General features: G+C 70.3%; 23 protein-coding genes. 11 read left to right on the top strand and 12 right to left on the bottom strand.

Going from position 1 to position 17,197, the window contains the following annotated elements; genetic code table 11:
* Positions 1–2: 2 nt before the first annotated feature.
* Positions 3–347: a GNAT family N-acetyltransferase gene (locus tag MDN94_RS27480; RefSeq protein ID WP_482729096.1), complete on the top strand. Its 345-nt coding sequence runs from the start codon at positions 3–5 to the stop codon at positions 345–347.
* Positions 348–522: 175 nt separating this feature from the next.
* Complete coding sequence (locus tag MDN94_RS27475) at positions 523–927, top strand: ChaB family protein (protein ID WP_482728586.1); 405 nt, start codon at positions 523–525, stop codon at positions 925–927.
* Positions 928–1,038: 111 nt separating this feature from the next.
* On the opposite strand, the gene MDN94_RS27470 is transcribed toward MDN94_RS27475, so the two are convergent.
* Positions 1,039–1,404, bottom strand: coding sequence for a DUF8129 domain-containing protein (locus MDN94_RS27470; RefSeq protein ID WP_441265906.1), 366 nt, complete (start codon positions 1,402–1,404; stop codon positions 1,039–1,041).
* Positions 1,405–1,914: 510 nt separating this feature from the next.
* Here MDN94_RS27470 and MDN94_RS27465 point away from each other — a divergent pair.
* Positions 1,915–2,004 carry a hypothetical protein gene (locus MDN94_RS27465; RefSeq protein WP_482728585.1) on the top strand — a complete coding sequence of 30 codons (90 nt, stop codon included), beginning with the start codon at positions 1,915–1,917 and terminating at the stop codon, positions 2,002–2,004.
* 89 nt (positions 2,005–2,093) lie between these two features.
* A complete protein-coding gene (locus MDN94_RS27460; RefSeq protein ID WP_482728584.1) occupies positions 2,094–2,258 on the top strand; it encodes a hypothetical protein in 165 nt (54 codons plus the stop codon).
* Positions 2,259–2,374: 116 nt separating this feature from the next.
* Here MDN94_RS27460 and MDN94_RS27455 read toward each other — a convergent pair whose 3' ends face one another.
* A complete protein-coding gene (locus MDN94_RS27455) occupies positions 2,375–2,713 on the bottom strand; it encodes a DUF3140 domain-containing protein (protein WP_482728583.1) in 339 nt (112 codons plus the stop codon).
* 490 nt (positions 2,714–3,203) lie between these two features.
* On the opposite strand from MDN94_RS27455, the gene MDN94_RS27450 reads away from it, so the two are divergent.
* From MDN94_RS27450 to MDN94_RS27435, 4 genes are all read left to right on the top strand, one after another.
* On the top strand, positions 3,204–4,091 hold the full coding sequence (locus MDN94_RS27450) for a hypothetical protein (protein WP_482728582.1): 888 nt from the start codon (positions 3,204–3,206) through the stop codon (positions 4,089–4,091).
* Positions 4,092–4,167: 76 nt separating this feature from the next.
* Positions 4,168–5,112, top strand: coding sequence for a nucleoside hydrolase (locus MDN94_RS27445; RefSeq protein WP_482728581.1), 945 nt, complete (start codon positions 4,168–4,170; stop codon positions 5,110–5,112).
* 204 nt (positions 5,113–5,316) lie between these two features.
* Positions 5,317–6,021 carry a class F sortase gene (locus MDN94_RS27440; protein ID WP_482728580.1) on the top strand — a complete coding sequence of 235 codons (705 nt, stop codon included), beginning with the start codon at positions 5,317–5,319 and terminating at the stop codon, positions 6,019–6,021.
* 107 nt (positions 6,022–6,128) lie between these two features.
* Positions 6,129–6,479 (top strand): PRC-barrel domain containing protein, encoded by a 351-nt coding sequence (locus MDN94_RS27435; RefSeq protein WP_482728579.1) that lies wholly within the window; start codon positions 6,129–6,131, stop codon positions 6,477–6,479.
* 124 nt (positions 6,480–6,603) lie between these two features.
* Here the strand turns inward: MDN94_RS27435 and MDN94_RS27430 are convergent, their stop codons facing one another.
* On the bottom strand, positions 6,604–6,813 hold the full coding sequence (locus tag MDN94_RS27430; protein WP_482728578.1) for a DUF6381 family protein: 210 nt from the start codon (positions 6,811–6,813) through the stop codon (positions 6,604–6,606).
* Positions 6,814–7,165: 352 nt separating this feature from the next.
* On the opposite strand from MDN94_RS27430, the gene MDN94_RS27425 reads away from it, so the two are divergent.
* On the top strand, positions 7,166–7,624 hold the full coding sequence (locus MDN94_RS27425) for an SSI family serine proteinase inhibitor (protein ID WP_482728577.1): 459 nt from the start codon (positions 7,166–7,168) through the stop codon (positions 7,622–7,624).
* Positions 7,625–7,653: 29 nt separating this feature from the next.
* On the opposite strand, the gene MDN94_RS27420 is transcribed toward MDN94_RS27425, so the two are convergent.
* The 5 genes from MDN94_RS27420 to MDN94_RS27400 form a co-directional block, all read right to left on the bottom strand.
* A complete protein-coding gene (locus MDN94_RS27420) occupies positions 7,654–7,812 on the bottom strand; it encodes a hypothetical protein (protein WP_189469930.1) in 159 nt (52 codons plus the stop codon).
* 91 nt (positions 7,813–7,903) lie between these two features.
* The gene (locus tag MDN94_RS27415; protein WP_482728576.1) at positions 7,904–8,854 is read right to left on the bottom strand and encodes a cytochrome c oxidase assembly protein; all 951 of its coding nucleotides are present in this window, start codon (positions 8,852–8,854) and stop codon (positions 7,904–7,906) included.
* A 140-nt stretch (positions 8,855–8,994) separates the two neighbouring features.
* Positions 8,995–10,020 carry a 6-phosphofructokinase gene (locus tag MDN94_RS27410; RefSeq protein WP_482728575.1) on the bottom strand — a complete coding sequence of 342 codons (1,026 nt, stop codon included), beginning with the start codon at positions 10,018–10,020 and terminating at the stop codon, positions 8,995–8,997.
* A gap of 187 nt (positions 10,021–10,207) precedes the next feature.
* Positions 10,208–10,936, bottom strand: a complete 729-nt coding sequence (locus tag MDN94_RS27405) for a type 1 glutamine amidotransferase (protein WP_005320403.1) — start codon at positions 10,934–10,936, stop codon at positions 10,208–10,210.
* 30 nt (positions 10,937–10,966) lie between these two features.
* On the bottom strand, positions 10,967–12,205 hold the full coding sequence (locus MDN94_RS27400; protein ID WP_441265896.1) for a MurT ligase domain-containing protein: 1,239 nt from the start codon (positions 12,203–12,205) through the stop codon (positions 10,967–10,969).
* Between the two features lie 126 nt (positions 12,206–12,331).
* Here MDN94_RS27400 and def point away from each other — a divergent pair, with 126 nt between their 5' ends.
* The gene (gene def / locus MDN94_RS27395) at positions 12,332–12,913 is read left to right on the top strand and encodes a peptide deformylase (protein ID WP_482728574.1); all 582 of its coding nucleotides are present in this window, start codon (positions 12,332–12,334) and stop codon (positions 12,911–12,913) included.
* Positions 12,914–13,236: 323 nt separating this feature from the next.
* Here the strand turns inward: def and MDN94_RS27390 are convergent, their stop codons facing one another.
* A complete protein-coding gene (locus tag MDN94_RS27390) occupies positions 13,237–13,872 on the bottom strand; it encodes a TetR/AcrR family transcriptional regulator (protein WP_482728573.1) in 636 nt (211 codons plus the stop codon).
* Between the two features lie 165 nt (positions 13,873–14,037).
* On the opposite strand from MDN94_RS27390, the gene MDN94_RS27385 reads away from it, so the two are divergent.
* Positions 14,038–15,276 carry an acyl-CoA dehydrogenase family protein gene (locus MDN94_RS27385; RefSeq protein WP_482728572.1) on the top strand — a complete coding sequence of 413 codons (1,239 nt, stop codon included), beginning with the start codon at positions 14,038–14,040 and terminating at the stop codon, positions 15,274–15,276.
* 83 nt (positions 15,277–15,359) lie between these two features.
* Here the strand turns inward: MDN94_RS27385 and MDN94_RS27380 are convergent, their stop codons facing one another.
* The 3 genes from MDN94_RS27380 to MDN94_RS27370 all read right to left on the bottom strand — a co-directional run bounded on the left by MDN94_RS27380 (position 15,360) and on the right by MDN94_RS27370 (position 17,188).
* Positions 15,360–15,626, bottom strand: coding sequence for a hypothetical protein (locus MDN94_RS27380; RefSeq protein WP_482728571.1), 267 nt, complete (start codon positions 15,624–15,626; stop codon positions 15,360–15,362).
* A 46-nt stretch (positions 15,627–15,672) separates the two neighbouring features.
* Positions 15,673–16,158, bottom strand: a complete 486-nt coding sequence (locus MDN94_RS27375) for a glutathione peroxidase (protein ID WP_482728570.1) — start codon at positions 16,156–16,158, stop codon at positions 15,673–15,675.
* 163 nt (positions 16,159–16,321) lie between these two features.
* A complete protein-coding gene (locus MDN94_RS27370) occupies positions 16,322–17,188 on the bottom strand; it encodes an acyl-CoA thioesterase (protein WP_441265891.1) in 867 nt (288 codons plus the stop codon).
* Positions 17,189–17,197: the final 9 nt, after the last annotated feature.

The raw sequence follows: 17,197 nt of genomic DNA, 5'->3' as shown, positions 1-17,197 counted from the left end.
GAATGACCATGACAGAGCAGACCGCCGTGCCCACCGTTCGCCACGTGCCGGCGGAGCACCGCTACGAGATCGAGGTCGACGGCGGGATCGCCGGGTTCACGGCCTACCGCGACCGCGGTGACCAGCGGGTCTTCTACCACACCAAGATCGACGACGCGTTCTCCGGACAGGGCATGGCCTCCCGGCTCGTGCACGACGCCCTGGACGACGTCCGCGCGGCGCACAAGCGCATCGTGCCCGTCTGTCCTTACGTCAATAAGTACCTGGAGAAGCACGACGGGTTCGCGGACATCTCCGACCCCGTGACGCCCGAGGTGCTCCAGTGGCTCGACGGCGAGCTCCACTGACACCACGTCCGCCCGCAGGGAGCCGGAAGCCGGCTCTCTGCCTGCCGAAGTCGCTTCCGGCGGCGCGTACTTGCGCCGACCGGGCACGTGGTGGCCCCGCGGTGCCGGTGGGCGGGCAGTTTCGACCCGTGAGAGGTGGGAACGCGTCGTACTCGGCACGCAGGAGGTGATGGCCATGCCAGGACGCGAAGAGCTTCCGTCCACGCTGGAACGCTCTCCCAAGGACGCTCAGCGCACCTGGATCAAGGCACATGATTCAGCGGTCGAGCAGTACGGTGAAGGGGAGCGGGCGCACCGTGTCGCGTTCAGCGCCCTGAAGCACAAGTACGAGAAGGTCGCCGACCACTGGGAACGCAAGGAGAAGGGGCGCAAGGGCCCCTCGGACCCGCGGGCCGCCACGCCGAGGCAGCAGCCGGCCCCCAGCGCCGAAGGTGTCGACGAGCAGGCCACGAAGCAGCACCTGTACGACCTCGCCAAGCGGCTCGACATCGGCGGCCGCTCCCACATGACGAAGTCCGAGCTGCTCGAGGCGATCCAGAAGGCGAATCGTTCGAGCACGCGCCGAGCCCGCTCAGGCTGAGCGCCGAGTCCCGGCACGCGGCGACGCCACGGACCCGACCGCAGGAGCCCTCGTCCGGTGACGATGGCTCCTGTGGTCGTCTGTGGCGTTCCCGGTCGGGTCGTTCGCGTCTCAGCGGGGCTGCGCCGGGTTCTGCGGGGTGCCGTGCGACGGCGGGTTCACCGGCGGGCCCGCGGTCTGCGGGGAGACCGCCGAACCGCCGGCCGCCCCCGGTGCCTGCTCCGGTGCGAGGCCGCCCGGAGCGCCGCCCGACGGGGTGGCGCCGGCGTCCAGTTCCTGCAGCCGGACCTGCATCGCCCGCACGATGGGAAGCCGGTTCGCGTGGGCCTCCTCGTAGGCCAGCACCTGCTGGAGATCCTCCCGCGCCAGTGTGCGGATGCGCTGCTGAAGGGCCTCCGTCGGCAGATGGTCGTAGTCGGGGAGAGGCAGCGCGTCGTGCCGGGGTGTCTGCGTGTCGGACTTCTTCTCGTCGGCCATCAGAGGCTCCTGCGGATCGTCGGGTTCTCGGTTCGGTGCGGGCGTTCCGGTGCCCGTCGCCGCCCGGCCCGCCGTGACAGCCTGTGACGGCGCCGATGCCGACGGCCCACGCCTCCGCGACACGCGGACCGGCCGAACCCGTCGCCGGGCTGCCCGGCGAGGACCGTGCGTCGTGGTGGGTTCCCGGATGTCCGCCGCCCACACAGACACGTCGCGCAGCCACAGCCGCCCCTCCTCCACTCGGGCCGCGGCGGCTTCCCGGTGCCGCAGCACGCCTGTGCTGCGCTTTTCGCCGACGGGCGGACGGGCATCCTGGCGGTGGTCGTCCGATCATGTGCGATCCGCCCCACCGTCCTGGAGGCCTCAGGAAGGCCGTCGTGTGGCACGCCGGCGGCGACATCCGTCTCACCGACGCGCCGGAACCCAAGATCCAGGACCCGTACGACGCGACCGACAGGGACCACCACGTCCGCCATCTGCGGCGCCGACCTGCACTTCGTGCAGGGAACCATGCCCGGCATGCAGGAGGGCCGGATCCCCGGTCACGAAGCCGTGGGTGTCGTCGAGGAGGTCGGCCGCGGCTACTGCCGCGCCGGCTGATACGCGCAGTGCGACAACGCCGACGCGGGGGGTCCGCATCCCGGCACCGCGTTCTTCGGCGGGCCGCCGGCCGGCGGGCCGTGTCCAAGGTGGCTTCCGACGGACCGGACCTGGCGCAGACGCAGGACGCGAAAGCGGCCTACGTGGCGCTCAGCATGGACGAAAGGGGTTCCGTGGTTCCCGGATTGGGTGAGTCCGCGGGCACCGGTTCCGCCACCACGGCGGGCAAGAACAAGGCGAACACGAACGAGTGAGCCACATCCGCCGCCGGTCCCGGCGGCGAACGGCGGACAGCAGCGCGCCGCATGGCCCGTCGGGCCGTACGGCGCGCTGTTCCATCTGTGTCCACGACGGCATCGGCAGCCACGTCTCATGCCGGCTTGAGCGGATCGTGGCCGATGTTCATCAGGCCGTGCCGCCAGTTGGCGTCACCTACCTTCGGGTCCATCTCGGCATTGCGCTGCGAACGGACGACGTCACAGACCCGCTGCATGACGCGTGCGTCGTCCGCGGTGAGGTCCGTGCGGCGCTTGCCCAGGATCTCGAGGACCTTGCGGCCCGTGGGCGGGCCGGCCTGATCAGGGAGTTCTTCGGTCTCCTCTGCCGCTGCTTCGACGCTCAGCCACTCCTGGAGTTCGCGGGAGGTCATGTTGACCACCGTGTGGAACTCGTCCCACAGTTCCGTGCTGACCTGGTCGGACACTGCCATGACATCCTCCTCGGCTCTTCCTGATCGGCGGGTAGCCGATTTCGCGCGGTGACAAACGCACGGTCACCCCGTCCGCCCGTCCTGGCGGGCAGCCGCACGCGAGCAGGGCCGACCCGGCGATGCCGGCCGGCCCTGCTCCTTCCGCGGAGCGGTGGAAAGCCCGTGCGAGCAAGCCGTCACCGCTCGTGGCGTTCACCCTTCGGACCCCGGCCCCGCTCGGTGTTCGGCCCCCGGGACCGGTACTCCGGATCCTGCCGGAGAGTGGCGTTGGCGTCCGTCCTCCGCCGCCCCCGGCGATACGGCCGGCCGCACGCCGCAGGCGTCCGCGCGACCGGCCGGTCATAGAACTGAATGAGCGACACCCGTACACGCAAGCACCAACCCGAGTGGTGAGGACGACGCATCGCCTTGACGGTTGTGCATGTCGCCGCTGTGGACCGACGAGCCGACGGACTGTCAGCTGACGCAGCCGCGACGAAAGGACCTCGCAATGCGCTCTGCCCGCATTCTCATTGCCTCGGCCACAGCTACGGCCGCTCTCGCCATCGCCGGGCCCGGGGCCTACGCCCTGGCCGTCGCCGACTCGGAAAAGGACGACTCGTCCTACAGCAGCGAGCACAACTGGAAGTCCGACAAGGACGAGGACAAGGACAAGTCCGAGGAAAAGGACTACGACAAGGGCGATAAGGACGACAAGGACTACGACAAGGGTGACAAGCCGCACGGTGGCGTGCACACCGGCGGCGGTGCCCTCGCCTCGGTCGGCAGCGACGAGTGGGACAAGGACAAGTCCGAGGACAAGGACGAGCACAAGGACAAGGGTCACGACAAGGGCGAAAAGGGCTACGACAAGGGCGACAAGCCGCACGGTGGCGTGCACACCGGCGGCGGTGCCCTCGCCTCGGTCGGGAACGACCACTGGGACAAGGACAAGGACGAGGACAAGGGCGACAAGGGCTACGACAAGGGTGACAAGCCGCACGGTGGTGTGCACACCGGCGGTGGCGCCCTCGCGACCCTCACCAACGACGAGTGGGACAAGGGCGACAAGGACTACGACAAGGGCGACAAGGGAGACAAGGGCTACGACAAGGGTGACAAGCCGCACGGTGGTGTGCACGCGGGCGGTGGCGCCCTCGCCACTCTGACCAACGACGAGTGGGACAAGGACAAGGACAAGGACAAGTCCGAGAAGGGTGACCACGAGAAGTCCGACAGCTGGAAGGGCGAGAAGCCCAACGGCGGCATGCACACCGGCGGCGGTGGCCTGGCCTCCTCCGGCAGCGGCATGGCGGCGGGCAGCCTGGTCCTGCTGGGCGGCCTCGGCGCCGGTGCCTACATGCTGCGGCGCCGCAAGGCCGGTGCCCCCGCGGCCTGACCGGATCCGCTCGCGGTGACATGTGCGGCCGCTGCCCCCGGGGCAGCGGCCGCCTTTTCGAGAGCAAGGTGGAGCCGTGCCCGTGCCCGTCATCATCGACTGCGATCCCGGACATGACGACGCCCTGGCCCTCATGCTGGCCGCCGGGGACCCGGCGGTCGAACTACTGGCGATCACCACGGTCGCCGGGAACCAGACTCTTGATAAGACGACCCTCAACGCCCGGCGGGTCTGCACCGTCGCAGGGATCACCGGTGTTCCCGTCGCGGCCGGCTGCGCGCGCCCGCTCGTCCAGCCCCTCAGGGTCGGGGGAGACGTCCACGGCGAGTCGGGGCTGGACGGGCCGCGGTTCCCGGAACCGGCGGTGGAAGCGGTGCCGGAACACGCGGTCGACCTCATGCACGAGGTCCTCTCCGCGCATCCCGAGCCGGTCACCCTCGTCCCGACCGGTCCGCTGACCAACGTGGCGCTCTTGCTGACCCGTCATCCGGACAGTGCCCGGCACATCCGGGAGATCGTGCTGATGGGCGGCTCCATCGGGCTCGGGAACACTACGCCGGCGGCCGAGTTCAACATTCTTGTCGACCCAGAAGCAGCCGACATCGTCTTCGGCAGCGGCCTTCCGGTCACCATGTGCGGTCTCGACGTCACGCATCAGGCGCTCGCCACGGCGGAGGTACTGGCCCGGCTGGAGCGTCTCGACACCCCACTGGCCCGCCTCTGCGTGGAGTTGATGGCGTTCTTCGGCTCGGCCTACCGCAGGCTGTGGGGCTTCGCCGCGCCTCCGTTGCACGATCCGGTCGCCGTGGCCCGCGTCATCGACCCGGAGATCGTGCGGTGCGTCGAGGCGAACGTGGCCGTCGAGTTGCACGGGCGGTACACGCGTGGGGCGACCGTCGTGGACCTGCACAAGTACCTCGACCGGCCCGTCAACGCACTCGTCGCGGTCGACCTGGACGCGGAGAAGTTCTGGGACCGGGTGATCGCGGCGGTCGAGACACTCGGCCGGCGCGCCCCGTGACCGCCCACGCCGGCCGAAGTCCTGACGACCGGTCAGCCTCCGCCGCGGCGACGCCCGTCGCCCCGAAAGGTGAAACATTCCGCCCGGATCACTCTTCGGGGCCACAGCATCGCCCGGATGCCGCTGCTCCGGGTGGTGAGGCGTCGCGAAGGGGCCGACCGTAATCACGTCGCCACTACTGCTCCCGGTGAAAGGTGTGCCCTCATGGCCCTGCAACAGCAAGCGAAGGAGCCGGCCGCGAAGCGTTCTCGCGGGCGTTCCCTGCTCTGGCCCCTGGCCGCTGTCCTGCTCGGCATCGTGTTGATCTACAACTCCGTCGGCACGACGGAGGACGCCAAATCCGCCGCGACCCCGCTGATCTCCGTGTCCGCCGCCCCCGGTACGAAGCCCAGCGCCTCTCCCGGTGCAGCCCCCAGCGCCTCGGTGAGTACCCGGCCGGGGCTACCACGCGCCGAACCGACGCGCTTGAAGATCCTTCCGATCGCTGTGGACGCGCCGTTCATGCCCCTGTCCATCGGCCCGTCCGGTCAGCTCGACGCGCCGCCGCCGGACGACAGCAACCTTGTCGGCTGGTTCCGTGAGGGGGTGACACCGGGGGAGGCCGGTACGGCGATCGTCGCAGGGCACCTCGACACGAAGACCGGGCCCGGGGTGTTCATGAGTCTCACTTCGCTCAAGCCGGGAAGTCTGGTGGACGTGGTGCGCAAGGACGGCACGACCGTCACCTTCTCGGTCGATGAGATCGAGAGCTTCAGCAAGTCGGACTTCCCCAACGACCGGGTCTACGCGGACACCCCCGACCCGCAACTGCGGCTGATCACATGCGGGGGCGAGTACGACAAGAAGGCGAAGGACTACAAGGAGAACGTGGTCGTCTTCGCCCACATGGTCTCCTCCCGGAAGGCTTGACGGCGCACGCTGCGCTGCTCTGGTCCCCGGGGCGACGGTGTCAGGCAGGAGCGCACGGGTACCCGCGCCGCTGTGCGGGGCCGGCCCGCGCGGAGGAGGAGGCGACGATGGCAGGCGACATGTGGGGCTACCCCGAGACCGCGCAGTACGTACCCGGGGCGCAGCTCGTCGGATACTCGGTCGAGGCGTCCGACGGGTCGATCGGCAAGGTCGACAAGCACACCGAGGAAGTGGGCCGCTCCTACCTTGTCGTCGACACCGGGCCGTGGATCCTCGGCCGGCGGGTCCTGGTGCCCGCCGGGCTGGTCTCGCAGATCGACACCGGGAGCGAGACCGTACGGCTTGGGTGCACCAGGGCCGAGGTCAAGGATTCGCCCGACTTCGAGAGCGTCAAGCACGAGAACGACGCGGACTACATCGAGCAGATCGAGCGTCACTACGCCAACCGCCACATGTGACCGGCCGGGATGTGATCGGCCGGGCCGCTGCGGCCCGCGGGAAGGCGAGGCCTGCGGGAAGGCCAGGCCTGCGGAAGGCCAGGCCTGCGGGAAGGCGAGGGTCAGCGCCCGCAGGGCTCGCCTGTCACTGTGGGCCTTCCTCGTCCGGGTCGTCGAACTGCGTGCCGGGCTCCCGGCGCAGCTCCGCCTCACTGCGCGCCCGCAGGCGCTCGGCGCGGTACCGGAGCCGTTCCGACTGCTCGGGGTCGTCGGCGCGCCCGGCCTGCTCGAACAGCCGCTCGGCTGTGTCCCTGTCGTGCTCTGCGTGTACGCGATGGCTGTCCTGCTCGGCCATGACATCCTCCTGCGGTCCGCGTCCCCCTTGTTCGCCGCGGTACGGCGCGGTACCTGGCAAAGAGCCGAATGCCCTCGCCGAATCCCGACAAACGCGGATCATTCGGTGATGGTTGATGCCGCCCCATCATGATGACGGGGAAGCGGTCCGGTGCTGGGGCGCGTCCGGCATGGGCGGCACAGAGGTACGACGAAGCGCTCACCGGGTGCGGCGGGGCCGTACGGAGCAATCGGAGCACCCGTACGCGCCAGGGCGCGGCGTGGCGCGTTGCCACCGGCCCCGTCCGCGGAGTGCTCTATGGCTCGCCCAGACAGCGCCGGCCGAGAGCCGGCTTCCCCGCCAGGAGCACCGGATGCACCGCAGCGCCGTTCTTGCCGCAGCCGCCCTACTCACCGCCGCCGCGGCCGTTCCCGCCGCGGCGTCGTCCGCTTCCCCCGTACCCGACCGGCCCGGCACCGTCGCCGCCGCGGAGCTGCCCGAAATGGTCCCCGACGCGGCCCCGGCGGCCAAGCGCGGGCTGTTCCTGACCCTGTCTGGATCGGAGAACACCTGGATCCGCGGCGTGCTGCTGCACTGCAGTCCCGTGCCCGCGGGACCCCACCCTGAGGCGGCGGCCGCGTGCGCCGCACTGGACGCCGCACGCGGTGACCTGGACCGGCTGTCGGGGGAGCGGCACCCGTGCACCAAGCAGTACGACCCGGTGACGGTCAGTGCCACCGGCGCCTGGCGCGGCAGACCCACCGCCTGGCACAAGACCTTCGCCAACGCCTGCGAACTCGCGGTGGCGACGGGGGCCGTCTTCCGCTTCTGACGGCGCCCGCCGGGCGGGGCGTGACCGGCTCAGGTGCCCTTCGAGGCCACCACTCCGATGGTCACCGTCCCGAGCACCACCCAGGCGAACCAGAGCCAGCCGTTGCTGCCGAGAGCCGCCGTGTACGCCGTCACGACCACCAGGGCCCCGACGGTCAGCACTCCCATCGCTTTCGTCGAACCGGACATATGTGCCCTCCTTCGACGGCGGGGGCCGTCGAGGACAATCGTCGCCCCAAAGGAGGGCCCGGCGCTACCGGCCGGCGACGACTCGCACGCCTCAGTTGCCGCGTGCCTGGAGGGAGGCGAGATAGGCGTTGTACGCGGCGAGCTCCTGGTCCCCGTCGCGGTCCGCCGCCCGGTCCCTGCGCTTGGCCAGCCGCTGGTCGGAGCGGTACCACTGGAAGACCAGCGCGAGCAGCACGACCACGGACGGGATCTCGCTGAACGCCCAGGCGATCCCGCCCGCGGCGTTCTGGTCGGAGAGCGCGTCGATACCGAGGGAGGCCGGCGGATCGCGGTACGCCCCGATCATCGGCTCCGTCGCCATCATCAGCGCGATGCCGAAGAAGGCGTGGAAGGGCATACCGGCGAAGAGCTCCAGCATCCTCAGCACGTAACCGGGCCGGTGCGGCCCCGGGTCCACGCCCATGATCGGCCAGAAGAACACGAGCCCGACCGCGAGGAAGTGCACCATCATCGCGATGTGCCCGGTCTTCGACCCCATCAGGAAGTCGAACAGCGGAGTGAAGTACAGCCCGTACAGGCTGGCGATGAAGAGCGGGATCGTGAAGACCGGATGCGTGACGATCCGCATGTAGCGGCTGTGCAGCAGCATCAGCAGCACCTCACGCGGCCCCTTGCGGCCGCGGCCGGCGACGGGCAGCGCCCGCAGCGCCAGCGTGATCGGCGCGCCCAGCAGCAGGACGATCGGCGACAGCATGCTGATCACCATGTGCTGCACCATGTGCACGCTGAACATGACCATGCCGTAGTCGTTCAGCTTGGTGCACATCATCAGCGCGATGCTCAGCACGCCGACGGTGAACCAGACCGTCCGGCTCACCGGCCAGGTGTCGCCCCGCTGCCGCAGCCGTGCGACACCCCAGCCGTACAGGCCGAGCGCGAGGAGGCAGCCGACGAGGAAGAACACGTCCGGTGAGAACTCGAGGCCCCGCCCCAGCGTGAACGGCGGCAGATCCATCGTCGTGCCGTGCCCGCTGTGATCCATCTGTGCACTCCCGGAGGGCTTCCTGATCCGTACCGGTGATTCGTACGGGATGTCCGCTTGCTCGCACCAGAGTAGAACCGCCCCCGGTCGCGGCTGCGACCGGGGGCGGTTCGTGGGGACTCCGTGCGGTTCCCAGGAGGTCAGAGGACCGTCTCGGCCTCTTCGTACCGCTCCACGGGCACCGTCTTCAGGGTCTCGGTGGCCTCCGCGAGGGGCACCATCGTGATGTCCGTGCCTCGCAGCGCCGTCATCATGCCGAACTCGCCGCGGTGTGCCGCCTCCACGGCGTGCCAGCCGAACCGGGTCGCGAGGACACGGTCGTAGGCGGTGGGGGTGCCGCCGCGCTGGACGTGACCGAGGATCACCGGACGCGCCTCCTTGCCGAGCCGCTCCTCCAACTCGACGGAGAGCTGACGGGCCACGCCCGCGAACCGCTCGTGGCCGTAGATGTCCTTGCCGCCCTCGTCCCACTGCATCGAGCCCTCGCGGGGCTTCGCGCCCTCCGCGACCACCACGATGGCGAACCGCTTGCCCGCCTCGAAGCGCGCACCGACCCGCTTGGTCAGCTCCTCGATGTCGAAGGGCCGCTCCGGCACCACGATCGCGTGCGCGCCGGCCGCCATGCCGGAGTGCAGCGCGATCCAGCCGGTGTGCCGGCCCATGACCTCGACGATCAGGACCCGCTGGTGCGACTCCGCGGTGGTCTTCAGACGGTCGAGCGCCTCCGTGGCCACGCCGACGGCCGTGTCGAAGCCGAAGGTGACATCGGTGGAGGAGATGTCGTTGTCGATCGTCTTGGGCACGCCCACGATCGGCAGACCGCTCTCGGACAGCAGACGGGCCGCCTTGAGGGTGCCCTCACCGCCGATAGGGATGATCGCGTCGAGGCCCAGATCGGCCACATGCCCCCTGGCCCGCTCCACGCCGTCGCGCAGATGCGCCGGCTGGACCCGGGAGGAGCCGAGGATCGTGCCACCACGGGCCAGGATGCCGCCCACCGCGTCGAGGTCGAGCTTGCGGTAGTCGCACTCCAGGAGGCCCTTCCAGCCGTCGTGGAAGCCGATGACCTCGTCACCGTGGTCGACTACGGCGCGGTGCACGACGGAACGGATGACGGCGTTCAGACCGGGGCAGTCGCCGCCGGAAGTGAGCACACCAATGCGCATTGCCCGAAAACCTTTACAACGTGGGCGGACTCCCGGACCACGTCGTCCGGTTGGTTCCGTGCCACCCTACCGGCGCGGGGCGGGGGTTCTGAAACGGGCGTCCGCCTGGTGGGACCGCGCCCACGGCCCCTCCGCTCAGCTGAGCGAAGGGGCCGCGGAATGGGTGCTCGGGTGAGCGGAGGGACCATCAGGCGGGCTGTGTCGCGGCCGCGATCCGCTCCGCGCGCAGCGCCTCGTACCACCGGTCGTCCGTCGGCGGAAGCGCGTTCACGTCGAGGGCCAGCTTCAGCAGCAGGTCCGCGATCTGCGGGTTGCGTGCCATCACAGGGCCGTGCATGTACGTGCCGAAGACGGTGTCGTTGTACGCCCCCTCCGTGCCGTCGCCGGTGCCGTTGCCCCGGCCGAGGACGGTCCGGGCGAACGGACGCGCCGTCGGGCCGAGATGTGTGATGCCCTGGTGGTTCTCGAAGCCGGTCAGCTGCGGCAGGCCCAACTGCGGGTCGATGTCGGCCAGTACGTCGCCGACACAGCGCTCGCCCTCGCCGCGGGTCGACACCACGTCGATCAGACCGAGGCCGGGCTCGCGCTCACCGAGGTCGTTGATGAACTCGTGGCCGAGGATCTGGTAGCCGGCGCAGACCGAGAAGATGATCGCGCCGTTCGACGCAGCCCGGCTCAGGCCACCGTCGCGGCGCAGCCGCTCGGCCGCCAGCCGCTGCGGACGGTCCTCACCGCCGCCGATCAGATAGATGTCGCCGGAGGTGGGCACCGGCTGGTCGCTGCGTACGTCGATGCGCATCACGTCGAGACCGCGCTGCCGGGCCCGGCGCTCCACCACGAGGGCATTGCCCTGGTCGCCGTAGGTGCTGAGCAGATCCGGGTAGACCCACACCAGACGCAGGCTGCTGTCACTCATTCTCATACGTCCTCTCCGTCCGTCCACCGGTCAGTTGCCGACACGACGGCGTACGTCCTGGAAGGCTGTGTAGTTGGCGATCAGCTCGATCCTGCCGGGCGGGGCGCTCTGCACCGCCTCGTCGACCGAGTCGCACACACGGAAGTCCAGACCCGCCACTTCCAGCCGCACCGCGAGGTCCAGCCTGCGGTCGCCGATCACGAAGATCGGGTGGCCGGCGAGACGGGTGTAGTCGACGTCCCACAGCCAGGAGGTGTCCGTGCCGTCCGCGCCGCGTGCGTTGACGGAGAGGATCACCGGCGTCGGCGGCGGGTCGATCAGCGAGAACGTCTCGAGCCAGCCGGCCGGGTTCTTCGCCAGCAGCAGCCGTACGTCACGGCCGAGGAAGGAGACGACGTCGTACCGACCGGCCACGGCCTGCACCTGGTACATGCGCTCCAGGGCCACCTGCGGCGGCACACCGAAGCAGGCGGCGACGGCGGCGGAGGTGGCGGCGTTGGCCTTGTTGGCGCGGCCGGGCAGCTGGAGGTGGATCGGCCAGGCGGAGCCGTGCGGGTCGATGACATGGTCGCCGCTGAGCACCCAGCTCGGCGCCGGACGGCGGAAACCGCACTCGCCGCAGAACCAGTCGTCGCCGGGGCGCTGCATCACACCGCCGCAGGACGGACACGACCAGGCGTCGTCCTTCCACTCCTGGCCGGCGGCGACCCACACGACATTGGGGGAGGAGGAGGCCGCCCACACGACCAGCGGGTCGTCCGCGTTGGCGATGACCATCGCCTTCGAACCGGCAAGACCCTCACGCCACTTCTCGGCCAGCATCCTGGTCTCCGCCGCGCGGTCCAGCTGGTCGCGCGACAGGTTCAGCAGGGCGATGGCCTTGGGCGTCACATCCCTCGCCACACCGGCGAGGTACTTCTCGTCGACCTCGATCACACCGAAGCGGGCGTCCGAGCCGCCCGCCAGGGCCGAGGTGATACCCGCCGGCATGTTGGCGCCGAGCGCGTTGGAGACCACCGGGCCACTGGCCCGGAGCGCCTCGGCGATCAGCCTCGTGGTCGTGGTCTTGCCGTTGGTCGCAGAAACGAGGACCACGTCCAGGTGCTGCGCCAGCCTCCCCAGCAGATCGGGGTCGAGCTTGAGCGCCACCCGGCCGCCGATCACCGATCCGCTGCCGCGTCCGGCGGCGCGGGACACCGCTGCTGCGGCCTTGCCCGCCGTCACGGCCAGCTTGGCTCGCGGCGTCAGGGGCTCCGAGTTGCCTGACATCGTCCTTGATCCTCCTTGCATCGGTCGGGACTCAGCCTATCCAGCTCCGGTCGGCCGCCCGCACCGCGGCACCGTCGGAGAAGGTCGAGGTCACGGGTGAACGGGCGGGAACGTACGCTGGGCGCCATGCGAAACCGGCCGATCCCCGGCAGTACCGGACGCGTCAGGCCCATGAGTCTGCTCGCCGATCCGGCCCTGCACACGCCCTGCGAGACCGTGACCGACTTCGGCCCCGGCCTGAAGGAACTCGTCGAGGACCTCTTCGCGACGATGTACGCGGCCCAGGGCGTCGGGCTCGCCGCGAACCAGGTCGGTGTCGCTTCGAGGGTCTTCGTCTACGACTGCCCCGACGACGAGGACGTCCGTCACCTCGGACACATCGTCAATCCCCGCCTCGTGGAGGCGGACGGTGTCACGGTCCGCGGCCCGGAAGGCTGTCTCTCGCTGCCCGGCCTGGAGGCGGGGACCGAACGCTTCGACCGCGCGGTGGTCGAGGGCGTGACGTGGGAGGGGGAGCCGGTACGGGTGGAGGGGACCGGGTTCTTCGCGCGGTGCCTCCAGCACGAGTGCGACCACCTGGAGGGGCTGGTGTACGCGGACCGGCTGTCGCCGTGGCGGCGGGCGAGGCTGGCGAGGGCGGTACGGAAGGCGTCCTGGGGGACGCCGGAGCGGGCGGGGCGGGTGCGGGCGGGCACGCGGGGGGCGTAGCGCCGCCGGCGGCATGCCGGGGGAGTGGCGCCTGCGGGTACGCCGGGGCGTTGCGCCTGTGGCGCCCGTTCCCCGACCTGCCCCTTCCGCTGTACCGATGTGCGCTCCGCCGGGTGGCGGGGCAGGACCCGTACCGCGCTTCGCGCGGTGTCCTCGATCTCCCCCTGGGGCCTGGCGGCCGTGGGAGGTGCCCCTGGGCGGGCTCAAGTTGCCCGGCGACTCAAGCCTCGCCGGCGTTCGAGGCGCGGGATTCCGGCGGCGGTCCCCCCCGCGCCGCCAGGCGTAGGGGGATGAGCCCCCGGTACGTTCCGCGCGGCGGGAGTTCAAAAGCCGGGGCCGTCCGCCCGGTCCTCGACCTGGAAGAGGCGGCCGCACAGAAGGTCCGTCAGGCTGGCCACCAACTCCGCCCGCGAGCACGGCCGTTCGCCGAGCCACCAGTCGCCCGCCGCGTGCATCATGCCGACGATGCCGTGGCCCCACACGCGGGCCACCAGTTCTCCGCCGGGGCCGAGGTCGACGCGGTCGGCGATGACCGTGCCGAGCTCCTCGCCGAGGCGCCGCAGCAGCGGCGCCGAGTGGCGGCCCACGTCGAAGCCGGCTTCCGAGGGCTGGTTGTCTTCCGCCGGGTGCATCAGGAAGCGGTACACCTGGGGTCGAGCCTCGATGGCGGCGAGATACGTGTCGAGTGTGCCGGCGACCCGTTCCCTGCGGTCGACGTCCGCGTCCACCGCCACCTGAAGGGCTCTCAGCAGCGCGTCGGTGTGGCGCTTGGCCAGCGCGCGGTAGAGGCCGCCCTTGTCGCCGAAGTGCCGGTAGAGGATGGGCTTGGTGATGCCCGCTTCCGCGGCGATGGCGTTCATGGAGGCGTGGGGCCCGTCCCGGAGCACCACCCGGTCGGCGGCCTCGAGGAGTTCCCGGCGCCGCTGGTCGGCCGACCGCTGGTGTTGTGTGGTCTCCATGTGTTTCTCCCCGCCCGGACGATTGCGTGACGCTTGCGCAAAGTAACACCCTGCCGCAAGGGTCACATGATCGGGCCATGGCTGGTTGACATGGGCTACCCGTCGGTAACAGACTGCCGTTACCGTAGGTAACATGCAGGTTGTCGCAGTAGCTCTGGAGGGGACATGACCGAGTTCACGCTCGACCTCAATGATGATCAGAAGCAGGTCCGAGACTGGCTCAACGGCTTCGCCAAGGACGTCATGCGCCCCGCCGCCGCCGAGTGGGACGAGCGTGAGGAGACCCCCTGGCCCGTCATCCAGGAGGCGGCCAAGCTCGGAATCTACTCCCTCGACTTCTACGCCCAGCAGTTCTTCGACCCCACCGGTCTCGGCATCCCGGTGGCGATGGAGGAGCTGTTCTGGGGCGACGCGGGCATCGCGCTCTCCATCGTCGGCACCGGGCTCGCCGCCGTGGGCGTCCTCGCCAACGGTACGGAGGAGCAGATCGGCACCTGGATCCCCCAGATGTACGGCGACGCGAGCGATGTGAAGGTGGCCGCCTTCTGCTCCTCGGAGCCCGACGCCGGCTCCGATGTAGGCTCCATGCGCACCCGCGCCTTGTACGACGAGGCGAAGGACGAGTGGGTGCTCAACGGCACCAAGACCTGGGCGACCAACGGCGGCATCGCAGGCGTCCATGTCGTCGTCGCCGTGGTCGATCCCGAGCTCGGCTCCAAGGGCCACGCCTCGTTCATCGTCCCGCCGGGCACCCCCGGCCTGTCCCAGGGGCAGAAGTTCAAGAAGCACGGCATCCGCGCCTCGCACACCGCGGAGGTCGTGCTCGAGGACGTCCGCGTGCCCGGCGGCTGCCTCCTCGGCGGCAAGGAGAAGCTGGACGAGCGGCTCGCGCGGGCCAGGGAGAAGGCCCGCACGGCAGGCGGCGCGGGCGGCGAGCGGGTGAAGAACGCGGCGATGGCCACCTTCGAGGCATCCCGTCCCGCCGTCGGGGCCATGGCCGTCGGCACGGCCCGCGCGGCGTACGAGGTCGCGCTCGACTACGCCAGGACCCGGGAGCAGTTCGGCCGCCCGATCATCGACAACCAGGGCATCGCCTTCCAACTGGCCGACATGCGCACGCGGATCGACGCCGCCCGCCTGCTCGTGTGGCGCGCCTCGTGGATGGCGGCCACCGGCAAGCCCTTCACCTCGGCGGAGGGATCCATGTCGAAGCTGTTCGCCAGCGAGACCGCCAAGAAGGTCACCGCCCAGGCGGTCCAGATCCTCGGCGGCAACGGTTTCACCCGCGAGTACCCGGTGGAGCGCATGCACCGCGACGCGGCGATCTACACGATCTTCGAGGGCACCAGCGAGATCCAGCGACTGGTGATCGCCCGCACCCTGTCGGGCATGCCGATCCGCTGATCCGGCGGACACGACGAAGGCTCCGGCTCCCCCGAGGGGTGCCGGAGCCTTCCGCGTGCCGGCTTTCTGCGTGTCTTCGGCCCTCAGCGCCGTGTGAGCTTCTCGATCAGCAACGAGGGCAGCAGCAGCACCACGAAGCCGAGTTTGAACAGCACCGGCGAGACCACGACCCCCAGAACGATCCCGAGCACGAAGGACCCGTGCGGCATCTCATAGCCGATCAGCGGCAGTGTGCCGCCCACGAACGCCTCGTAGGCGGCCCAGACACCCAGTGCCAGACCGAGCACCCCGCCGACGAAGCCGACGCCGAGCGGCCACATGGCATCGTCGTCCCTGCGTTTGTTCCCCACCGGATCCCCCCGGGAAAGGCAGCCAAAAGCGTCGCGCCCCGCGACGTCAGGCAGACAGTACTGCCTCGACGGCCGCCAGCACCTCGGGGGACTCCGGCTCGGTACCGGGACGGAAACGGGTTACTTCGCCCTGCGGGGAGATCAGGAACTTCTCGAAGTTCCACTGGACGTCGCCGGCCTCACCGTCGGCGTCCGCGACCTTCGTCAGCTCCGCGTACAGGGGGTGACGGCCTTCGCCGTTCACGTCCGTCTTCTCCAGCATCGGGAAGGACACGCCGTACGTCGCCGAGCAGAACGTGGTGATCTCCTCCGCGCTGCCCGGCTCCTGGCCCCCGAACTGGTTGCACGGCACTCCCAGCACCGTGAAGCCCCGGTCGCCGTATTCCTTCTGCAGCCGCTCCAGGCCCGCGTACTGCGGGGTCAGCCCGCACTTGGAGGCCACATTGACCACCAGGACGGCCTGGTCCCGGTAGTCGCCGAGCGAGGTCGGCTCGCCGGACAGGGTGCGCAGCGGGATGTCGTACAGAGTCATCGAAGCTCCTCACAGGGTCGCCGGCGCGCGGCCGGACGGCCGCACCGGTGGACGACCGATGAAAACACGGGTGCGCCCGTGACGGAGCACGGGCGGCACATCGGACAACGCCGCCGGGCGCGGCGATCTTCCCCGTACCGGGAGGACCGCGGCCGGCGGCCGGCTACACCGGCCGGAACAGGCCCTCCTGCACCACCGACACCAGCAGCCGGCCCTCGCGGTCGTAGATCCGGCCACGGGCGAGCCCGCGGCCGCCCGTCGAGATCGGCGACTCCTGGTCGTAGAGGAACCACTCGTCCGCGCGGAACGGACGGTGGAACCACATCGCGTGGTCCAGCGACGCCATGTCGAAGCCGCGGCGGCCCCACAGGGGCTCCACCGGGATCCGTACCGCGTCCAAGAGCGTCATGTCGCTCGCGTACGTCAGCGCGCAGGTGTGCACCAGCGGATCGTCCCCCAGCGGCCCGACCGCGCGCATCCAGACCGCGCTGCGCGGGTCGGCGTCCTTGATCTCGTCCGCCGTCCAGCGGAGCCGGTCGACATAGCGGATGTCGAACGGCTGGCGCCTGGCCATCCGCTCCAGAGCCTCCGGCAGCTCGCCCAGATGCTCCCGGATCTCGGTCGTCACCGTCGGCAGCGACTCGGGATCCGGGAAGTCGAGACGCGGCGGCAGCTGGTGCTCGATGCTGCCCGGCTCGGGGCGGTGGAAGGACGCCGTCAGATTGAAGATGGTGCGCCCTTCCTGCACGGCCGTGACCCGGCGGGTGGTGAACGAGCGGCCGTCCCGGACCCTTTCGACCTGGTACACGATCGGCACCCCGGGGCGTCCCGGCCGCAGGAAGTAGGCGTGCAGCGAATGGACCGGACGGTCGCCGTCCGTGGTCCTGCCCGCGGCGACCAGGGCCTGACCGGCCACCTGCCCGCCGAAGACGCGCTGAAGGGACTCGTTCGGGCTGAGTCCCCGGAAGATGTTGACCTCGATCCGTTCCAGATCGAGCAGATCGACCAGACGCTCGGCCGGATTCGTCATCCTCAGTTC

It is taken from the genome of Streptomyces sp. WAC00040 (assembly GCF_056835925.1).
Note: the sequence above shows the minus strand (reverse complement) of the source record. Positions and strands in the feature narration are given on the sequence as shown.

Excerpts from the sequence above, each read along its gene's own strand:
- MDN94_RS27480 (WP_482729096.1), top strand. The coding sequence starts at position 3 with ATGACCATGACAGAGCAGACCGCCGTGCCCACCGTTCGCCACGTGCCG.
- MDN94_RS27475 (WP_482728586.1), top strand. The coding sequence starts at position 523 with ATGCCAGGACGCGAAGAGCTTCCGTCCACGCTGGAACGCTCTCCCAAG.
- MDN94_RS27470 (WP_441265906.1), bottom strand. The coding sequence starts at position 1,404 with ATGGCCGACGAGAAGAAGTCCGACACGCAGACACCCCGGCACGACGCG.
- MDN94_RS27465 (WP_482728585.1), top strand. The coding sequence starts at position 1,915 with ATGCCCGGCATGCAGGAGGGCCGGATCCCCGGTCACGAAGCCGTGGGT.
- MDN94_RS27455 (WP_482728583.1), bottom strand. The coding sequence starts at position 2,713 with ATGGCAGTGTCCGACCAGGTCAGCACGGAACTGTGGGACGAGTTCCAC.
- MDN94_RS27450 (WP_482728582.1), top strand. The coding sequence starts at position 3,204 with ATGCGCTCTGCCCGCATTCTCATTGCCTCGGCCACAGCTACGGCCGCT.
- MDN94_RS27440 (WP_482728580.1), top strand. The coding sequence starts at position 5,317 with ATGGCCCTGCAACAGCAAGCGAAGGAGCCGGCCGCGAAGCGTTCTCGC.
- MDN94_RS27435 (WP_482728579.1), top strand. The coding sequence starts at position 6,129 with ATGGCAGGCGACATGTGGGGCTACCCCGAGACCGCGCAGTACGTACCC.
- MDN94_RS27430 (WP_482728578.1), bottom strand. The coding sequence starts at position 6,813 with ATGGCCGAGCAGGACAGCCATCGCGTACACGCAGAGCACGACAGGGAC.
- MDN94_RS27425 (WP_482728577.1), top strand. The coding sequence starts at position 7,166 with ATGCACCGCAGCGCCGTTCTTGCCGCAGCCGCCCTACTCACCGCCGCC.
- MDN94_RS27420 (WP_189469930.1), bottom strand. The coding sequence starts at position 7,812 with ATGTCCGGTTCGACGAAAGCGATGGGAGTGCTGACCGTCGGGGCCCTG.
- MDN94_RS27415 (WP_482728576.1), bottom strand. The coding sequence starts at position 8,854 with ATGGATCACAGCGGGCACGGCACGACGATGGATCTGCCGCCGTTCACG.
- MDN94_RS27410 (WP_482728575.1), bottom strand. The coding sequence starts at position 10,020 with ATGCGCATTGGTGTGCTCACTTCCGGCGGCGACTGCCCCGGTCTGAAC.
- MDN94_RS27405 (WP_005320403.1), bottom strand. The coding sequence starts at position 10,936 with ATGAGTGACAGCAGCCTGCGTCTGGTGTGGGTCTACCCGGATCTGCTC.
- MDN94_RS27400 (WP_441265896.1), bottom strand. The coding sequence starts at position 12,205 with ATGTCAGGCAACTCGGAGCCCCTGACGCCGCGAGCCAAGCTGGCCGTG.
- def (WP_482728574.1), top strand. The coding sequence starts at position 12,332 with ATGCGAAACCGGCCGATCCCCGGCAGTACCGGACGCGTCAGGCCCATG.
- MDN94_RS27390 (WP_482728573.1), bottom strand. The coding sequence starts at position 13,872 with ATGGAGACCACACAACACCAGCGGTCGGCCGACCAGCGGCGCCGGGAA.
- MDN94_RS27385 (WP_482728572.1), top strand. The coding sequence starts at position 14,038 with ATGACCGAGTTCACGCTCGACCTCAATGATGATCAGAAGCAGGTCCGA.
- MDN94_RS27375 (WP_482728570.1), bottom strand. The coding sequence starts at position 16,158 with ATGACTCTGTACGACATCCCGCTGCGCACCCTGTCCGGCGAGCCGACC.
- MDN94_RS27370 (WP_441265891.1), bottom strand. The coding sequence starts at position 17,188 with ATGACGAATCCGGCCGAGCGTCTGGTCGATCTGCTCGATCTGGAACGG.